Source organism: Mesorhizobium sp. M1E.F.Ca.ET.041.01.1.1, from assembly GCF_003997355.1.
In the GTDB taxonomy this organism is placed as follows: Bacteria; Pseudomonadota; Alphaproteobacteria; order Rhizobiales; family Rhizobiaceae; genus Mesorhizobium.
The window spans coordinates 1-6,753 of the sequence record NZ_RZSL01000345.1; the positions used below are offsets into that span (position 1 = coordinate 1).

General features: G+C 63.3%; 7 protein-coding genes. 3 read left to right on the forward strand and 4 right to left on the reverse strand.

The window, feature by feature from the left end; all coding sequences use genetic code 11:
• Positions 1–235 precede the first annotated feature (235 nt).
• The 4 genes from EOA38_RS23935 to EOA38_RS23950 all read right to left on the reverse strand — a co-directional run bounded on the left by EOA38_RS23935 (position 236) and on the right by EOA38_RS23950 (position 3,339).
• Positions 236–490: a hypothetical protein gene (locus tag EOA38_RS23935; RefSeq protein WP_127300390.1), complete on the reverse strand. Its 255-nt coding sequence runs from the start codon at positions 488–490 to the stop codon at positions 236–238.
• A gap of 99 nt (positions 491–589) precedes the next feature.
• Positions 590–1,471: a MurR/RpiR family transcriptional regulator gene (locus tag EOA38_RS23940; protein WP_127300391.1), complete on the reverse strand. Its 882-nt coding sequence runs from the start codon at positions 1,469–1,471 to the stop codon at positions 590–592.
• 27 nt (positions 1,472–1,498) lie between these two features.
• Positions 1,499–2,566, reverse strand: a complete 1,068-nt coding sequence (gene ugpC / locus EOA38_RS23945; RefSeq protein WP_126091284.1) for a sn-glycerol-3-phosphate ABC transporter ATP-binding protein UgpC — start codon at positions 2,564–2,566, stop codon at positions 1,499–1,501.
• A gap of 2 nt (positions 2,567–2,568) precedes the next feature.
• Positions 2,569–3,339, reverse strand: a complete 771-nt coding sequence (locus tag EOA38_RS23950; RefSeq protein WP_245480906.1) for an SDR family oxidoreductase — start codon at positions 3,337–3,339, stop codon at positions 2,569–2,571.
• 175 nt (positions 3,340–3,514) lie between these two features.
• Here EOA38_RS23950 and EOA38_RS23955 point away from each other — a divergent pair, with 175 nt between their 5' ends.
• From EOA38_RS23955 to EOA38_RS23965, 3 genes are all read left to right on the forward strand, one after another.
• Positions 3,515–4,744: a sugar ABC transporter substrate-binding protein gene (locus tag EOA38_RS23955; protein ID WP_126091286.1), complete on the forward strand. Its 1,230-nt coding sequence runs from the start codon at positions 3,515–3,517 to the stop codon at positions 4,742–4,744.
• A 451-nt stretch (positions 4,745–5,195) separates the two neighbouring features.
• Positions 5,196–6,065: a sugar ABC transporter permease gene (locus tag EOA38_RS23960; RefSeq protein WP_127300393.1), complete on the forward strand. Its 870-nt coding sequence runs from the start codon at positions 5,196–5,198 to the stop codon at positions 6,063–6,065.
• Positions 6,062–6,753: carbohydrate ABC transporter permease (locus tag EOA38_RS23965; protein WP_145966046.1), on the forward strand; the 692-nt coding region annotated here is incomplete at its 3' end. The genes EOA38_RS23960 and EOA38_RS23965, both read left to right, overlap by 4 nt.

A 6,753-nucleotide genomic window follows, 5' to 3' on the forward strand; every position in this document is an offset into this window, starting at 1 on the left:
GTTGAAGACACTGCGTATCCGCGGCGATGCGGCTGAGCTGGCGAAAAGCGTCGAGGCACTTTCCGGCAGCTGAGATCGTATCGATCAGAATATCGCCAGCTCACCTCCCCCGTTTGCGGGGAGGGGGCTATTTGACAAACCCGGCGATGGCACGGTGACGGGTCGGGCCGCAAAAATGACCACGTCCGCCGGAGGGGCGGCGGGCACTGACCAGATGGAAAACCGGCAGGTCCGGCTACAGCAGCCAGTCTGTCACGAAGCTCGGAACATGTGTGCCGTGCTGGTCAAGCGCGTCAGCCGCATCGGCCGGCAGAGTGACGTCCGCATGAGGCGCGAAGTGATCGCCGGCGGAGGGGTGATCCGGAACCACCACTGCAAGGGCGGCATCGAAAGTGGCTGGCGGCAGATGGCTTTTAGCCTGGTCAGGCAGCGCGCTGAACACGTCATCAGGCATTTGGAATGCGGCTGGTTTACCCGACATGATCGTCATCCAATCAACCCCAATTCACATTAGACCGGGCTAATGTTGAAAGGCAAGATGGTCGGCGGAGTCGGCTGGCGCCGGGCATGGGGGCGCGAAATCCATACCTCAATCGCCCAGCGGCAATCTTGGATCGTCAACCTTCAGCGTGTTCACGCTCTGCTTGATGCGGCGCAGGTTCTCCAGCACCTTCGGCCCGCGCGATTCCGCCACCGTGGTGGCGATCATGTCGACGATTGCCAGAAGCGCGTAGCGAGACGAGGTCGGCTTGTAGATGTTGCCGTCCTCGAATGACTGCAGCAGGATCACCGTGTCGGCGACCTTGGCCAAAGCCGAATCCGGCGCGGTTACGGCGACGGTGGCGGCGCCATATTGCTGCGCGACCTCGACGGCCTCGATCACCGAGCGCGCATAGCCAGAAACCGAGAAGGCAACCAGCGTCGTCTCAGGCGTCGCGACGGCGGCATACATGCGCTGCAACTGGCCGTCGACCTGGGCGAGCGCCGACAGGCCGAGCCGGAACAGCCGGTTCTGCATCTCGGTCGCCATCATAGAGGAAATGCCGCCGGAGCCGATGCACAGCACATTGCCGGAACCGGCGATGCGGGCGGCCACGCTCACCAGAACGCTCATGTCCAGGTTCTCGCTGGCGCGCTGGATGGCGGCGATCGCGGCTTCGGTGATCGCGGAGGCGATGCGCTGCTCGCGAGCGTCGCGGCTGAGCGGCTCCGGCGACAGATACTGGCCGCCGATGGCGATCGCCTGCGCCAGGTAGAACTTGAAATCGCGCAAGCCTTCGCAGCCGAGATTGCGGCAGAAGCGGGTGACGGTCGGCTCGCTGACGCCGACGCGCGCGGCGATCTCCGAGATCGCCGCCTTGGAGGCGAAATCGAGATCGGAAAGCACGAGGCCGGCCAGCCGGCGGTCCGACTTGGTGCCGTCCTGCGACATCAATTGCAGGCGGGTGATGATGTCGGCCGGTGTCTTCATCTTGTTGTCTTCAAAATCGTCTTGTCCTTACAGCGGCAGGCCCGTCGCCTTGTCGAAGAGATGGACGTTGCGCGGGTCGACGCTCACCGGCAGCCTGTCCCCAGGCTTCACCTGCAGCCGGTCGCGGAACACGGCGCGCACCGTGTCGTCGCCGATCGAGCCATAGACATGGGTTTCCGAGCCGGTCGGCTCGACGACGTCGACATCGATCGCGATGGCGTCTTCGGCGGCGCCGATGACGAAATGCTCGGGGCGGATGCCGGCCTCGACAGTGTCGCTGCCGGATGCTGCCTTGCCGGCAAGCGCCAGGCGACCGCCGCTGCTGGTCTCGAACCAGGATTTGCTGTTAGCGGTCTTCAGCGCGCCGGAAACAAAGCTCATCGATGGCGAGCCGATGAAGCCGGCGACGAACTTGTTGGCCGGGCGGTCATAGAGCTCCAGCGGCTGCCCGACCTGCTGGATGCGGCCGCGGTCCATCACCACGATGCGATCGGCCATGGTCATCGCCTCGATCTGGTCGTGGGTGACGTAGACGATGGTCGATTTCAGCCGCTGGTGCAGCGCCTTGATCTCGGTGCGCATCTGCACGCGCAACTGCGCGTCGAGGTTGGAAAGCGGCTCGTCGAACAGGAACACCGAAGGCTCGCGCACGATGGCGCGGCCCATGGCGACGCGCTGGCGCTGGCCGCCCGACAATTGTCGTGGATAGCGGTCGAGATAGGAGAAGAGGTTCAGCACCCCTGAAGCCTTCTTCACCTTGTCGTCGATCGCGGCGCGCGTCTCGCCGCGGATCTTGGGGCCAAAGCCGATATTGTCCGCGGCTTTCAGATGCGGGAACAGGGCGTAGGACTGGAAGACCATGGCGATGTTGCGCTTCTGCGGCGGCAGCTCGTTGGCGCGTACGCCGCCGATGATGAGGTCGCCGGAGGTGATCGTCTCCAGTCCCGCCAGCATGCGCAGCAGGGTCGACTTGCCGCAGCCGGACGGGCCGACCAGCACGACGAACTCGCCGCTTTTGATCTCGAGGTTGATGTCCTCGAGGATTTTGTGCTGGCCGAAGGCTTTCGACAGGTTGCGAAACTGGACGTCGGTCATGGTCACGCTCCCAAAATGTCGTCGATGAAAGGCAGGTAGCCGGCTGTCAGTCCGGCGTCGACCGGCACAATCGCGCCAGTTATGCCGGATGCACGGTCGGAGGCAAGGAAAGCCACTGCTTCGGCGACTTCCGACGCATTGACGATGCGGCCGAGTGGATAGAGCCGCTTCAGCCGGCCGAGGATTTCAGGGTTCTTGGCGAGGCGATGATCCCAGGCGGCAGTACGGATCGATCCCGGGCAGACGACATTGGCGCGCACGCCGCTGCGGCCAAGCTCGACGGCGATCGACTTGGCATAGGCGTTGATGCCGGCCTTGGCAGCCGCATAGGCCGGATTGCCGAAATGCGCGATGGCGTTGACCGAGGAGATGAAGACGACGCTGCCCGCGCCGCTTGCCGCCATCGCCTTGATGATCGGGTCGGCGAAATTCATCACGCCGGTCAGGTTGAGGTCGAGCTCCTGCTCTATCTTGTCGGCCGTCAGCGCCGTCAATGTCTCGGCGCGCGTCCAGCCGGCGTTGTTGATCAGGACGTCGGGGACGCCGTCCTTGTCGAGCAGGGTGGGAATCGCGGCTTCGATCGAGGCGCGGTCGAGCAGGTTGAAGATGTGGCGCGAGGCGATATGGGGGCTCGCCAGCGCTTCCGCCGACTGGTCGCAGCCGACGATGCGCGCGCCACGCTCGGCAAGCAGCGCCACGATCGCCGAGCCGAGGCCGCCACCGGCGCCGGTGACGACAACGGTCTTACCCTCGAAATCGGCCTTCGACACCACGATGCGCGCGCTCCTCCGCAAGCCAGATGGAGGATCAACGCTACTCAACGAAATGTAATTTAGCAACATGATAAACTGCTTGCATGGCGATAAATGATCGATAATGTAGGAAAGTCACATAAATCCTGAGCCCGACAGGGTCAGGGCGCGAATGCGCATCAATGGGAGAGATCAGATGAGCCTTGCGAAATGGACTGTCGGCCTGTTGGCCGGAATGAGCATGCTGGCGCTTGCAGCGCCGGCGGATGCGGGCGAGGTGCGCGTCACCGTCGCCGAATACAGCGCCAAGACCGGCCCCTATTTCGAAGCGGTGAAGAAGGAATTCGAGGCGGCCAATCCCGGCATCACCATCAAATACGAGGTGGTGCCGTGGGACGTGCTTTTGCAGAAGCTCACCACCGACATCACCGCCGGCACCAATGCGGACCTCTCGATCATCGGAACACGCTGGCTGATCGACTTCGTGCAGCAGGATGTCGCCGAGCCGCTCGACAGCTACATCACGCCCGAGTTCAAGGACCGCTTCATCGACACTTTCCTTCAGCCCTCGATCATGGAGGGCAAGACCTATGGCCTGCCGATCGCGGCTTCGGCGCGCGCCATGTATTACAACAAGGAGCTTTTCGAGAAGGCCGGCATCGCCAAGCCGCCGGCGACCTGGACCGAGCTGCAGGAGGATGCGCGCAAGATCAAGGGGGTCGGCGCCTTCGGCTTCGGCCTGCAGGGCAAGGAGATCGAGACCGACGTCTATTACTACTACGCGATGTGGTCGCAGGGCACCGAGATCCTCAACAAGGACGGCACGTCCGGCTTGAGCACGCCGGGCGCGCTCGAAGCCGCCAAGCTCTACAAGTCGATGATCGACGAGGGCCTGACCGAGCCGGGCGTCACCTCCAACAACCGCGAGGATGTGCAGAACCTGTTCAAGCAGGGCAAGGTCGGCATGATGATCACCGCGCCCTTCCTATCCAACCAGATCAAGGAAGAAGCGCCGAAGCTGAAATACGGCGTCGCCGCCATTCCTGCCGGTCCGACCGGCGCGCGCGGCACCTATGGCGTCACCGACTCCATCATCATGTTCAAGAACTCCAAGAACAAGGACGAGGCCTGGAAGCTGCTCGACTTCCTGTTCACCAAGGAGCAGCGCGCCAAGTTCACGCAAGGCGAAGGCTTCCTGCCGGTGAACAAGGAAGAGGCGAAGATGGACTATTACGTCAACAACGCCGATCTCGCCGCCTTTACAGCACTGCTGCCCGACGCCCGCTTCGCGCCGGTCATCCCCGGTTGGGAAGAGATCGCCCAGATCACGTCCGACGCCATGCAGAAGATCTATCTCGGCAGCGCCGAGCCGGAAGCCGCCTTGAAGGAGGCCGCCGCCAAGGCCAATGGCGTGCTGAAGAAATAGGGCGTATCTCCCTGCGCCCCGTGGCGCGCCCCACCCCGTCGGGGCGCGCCACATCCTTTCCGGTCTTCAGCAGAAAGACAGAATCGTCGATGTCAGCGCCGCCCCAGCCAGCCTCCTTCCTCTCCCTCCGGAGGGGGGAGAGGTGGCTCGGCGAAGCCGAGACGGAGTGGGGGAACCACCTGGCAACCGCCGCGAACGGACATACGAGGGACGCAAGGCGCAAGCATCGCCTCGCCTTGCGCCCAAGGATCGACCCCCACTCCGCCGAGCTTCGCTCGACACCTCTCCCCCGATCGACGGGGGAGAGGAAGGGCCCTCTTCCGCAACTGCCGCGGAGGACAGGCAGGCAGGTGAGGGGCAGCGCCAACGCTGGCCTGGAATTCAAATGCGGGGACGTGCCTTGAGCACCAATGCCACTGCTGTCTACTCCCAAAGCGGTACAAGCCAGCCGATGCAAAGCCGGATCCTGCCTTACCTGCTGACTTTGCCCAGCCTGCTCTTGGCAGCAGTGGTTATCTTCTGGCCGGTCTGGGACCTGGTGCAGATCTCGACGCATGAGGTGAATCGCTTCGGCCAGTTGCGCGACTTCAGCGGCCTGGCCAATTTCTCGGCGCTTGCCGCCGATCCCGACTTTGTCGCGGCGCTCTGGCGCACCGGCCTATGGACCGTGCTTGTGGTCGGCGGCGCGCTGCTGTTGTCGATCCCCGTGGCGATCATCCTCAATACCGACTTCTACGGGCGCGGCCTCGCCCGCGTCATCATCATGCTGCCCTGGGCGGTGTCGCTGACGATGACGGCAGTGGTCTGGCGCTGGGCGCTCAACGGCGAGAGCGGCATGCTCAACTCGGCGCTGATGAAGCTCGGCATCATCAGCCAGAACATCCAGTGGCTGGCGAGCGCCGAGACCGCATTCCCGATGCAGGTGCTGATCGGCATCCTGGTGACGGTGCCGTTCACCACCACGATCTTCCTCGGCGGCCTGTCCTCGATCCCCGACGATCTCTATGAGGCCGCCGCGCTCGAAGGCGCAACCCCCTTCCAGCAGTTCCGCGAGATCACCTTTCCGCTGCTGAAGCCGTTCATCAACATCGCGATCGTGCTCAACACCATCTATGTCTTCAACTCCTTCCCGATCATCTGGGTGATGACACAGGGCGGGCCGGCGAACTCCACCGATATCCTGGTCACGCATCTTTACAAGCTCGCCTTCCGCATCGGCAAACTGGGCGAAGCGTCAGCGGTGTCGCTGGTGATGTTCGTGATCCTGCTCATCTTCACCATGATCTATGTGCGGCTGGCCATGCGGGAGCAGCGGGCATGAGGAACGGCAAGCTCAAACGAACGATCATCGCCTGGCTGCTGCTTGCGCCACTGATCGTGGTGACGATCTTTCCCTTCGCGGTGATGTTCCTGACAGCGGTCAAGCCGCGGCCGGAAGTGCTTTCGCCCACCTGGTGGCCGAGCGAGTTCCGCTGGTCGAATTTCGCCGACATGTGGGTGGCGACCGGCTTCGGCCAGGCGCTCCTCAACTCGCTCTATGTCTCGGCGCTGGCGACAATCGGCGCTATCCTGATCTCCGTGCCGGCGGCCTACGCCATGTCGCGGTTTCGTTTTGCCGGCTACGGCGCCTTCCGCCAGTTCCTTCTGATCTCCCAGATGATCTCGCCGATCGTGCTGGTGCTCGGCCTGTTCCGGCTGATGGCCGCCTGGGGTCTGGTCGAGAGCACGACCGCGCTCGGCTTCATCTACATGGCCTTCAACGTCGCCTTCACCGTGTGGATGCTGCAGAGCTATTTCGACACCATCCCGCGCGACCTCGAAGAAGCGGCCTGGATGGAAGGCGCCGGCCGCTGGCTGACCTTGCGAAAAGTATTCCTGCCGCTCTGCCTGCCGGCGATCGCGGTGACAGCGATCTTCACTTTCATCAACGCCTGGAACGAGTTCGTGGTGGCGCTCACCATGCTGCGCAGCCAGGAGAGCTATACGCTGCCGATCCAGGTGTTCACGCT

What these genes read in the sequence shown, in the direction of transcription:
- EOA38_RS23935 (WP_127300390.1), bottom strand. Translation starts at nt 490, where the DNA reads ATGACGATCATGTCGGGTAAACCAGCCGCATTCCAAATGCCTGATGAC.
- EOA38_RS23940 (WP_127300391.1), bottom strand. Translation starts at nt 1,471, where the DNA reads ATGAAGACACCGGCCGACATCATCACCCGCCTGCAATTGATGTCGCAG.
- ugpC (WP_126091284.1), bottom strand. Translation starts at nt 2,566, where the DNA reads ATGACCGACGTCCAGTTTCGCAACCTGTCGAAAGCCTTCGGCCAGCAC.
- EOA38_RS23955 (WP_126091286.1), top strand. Translation starts at nt 3,515, where the DNA reads ATGAGCCTTGCGAAATGGACTGTCGGCCTGTTGGCCGGAATGAGCATG.
- EOA38_RS23960 (WP_127300393.1), top strand. Translation starts at nt 5,196, where the DNA reads ATGCAAAGCCGGATCCTGCCTTACCTGCTGACTTTGCCCAGCCTGCTC.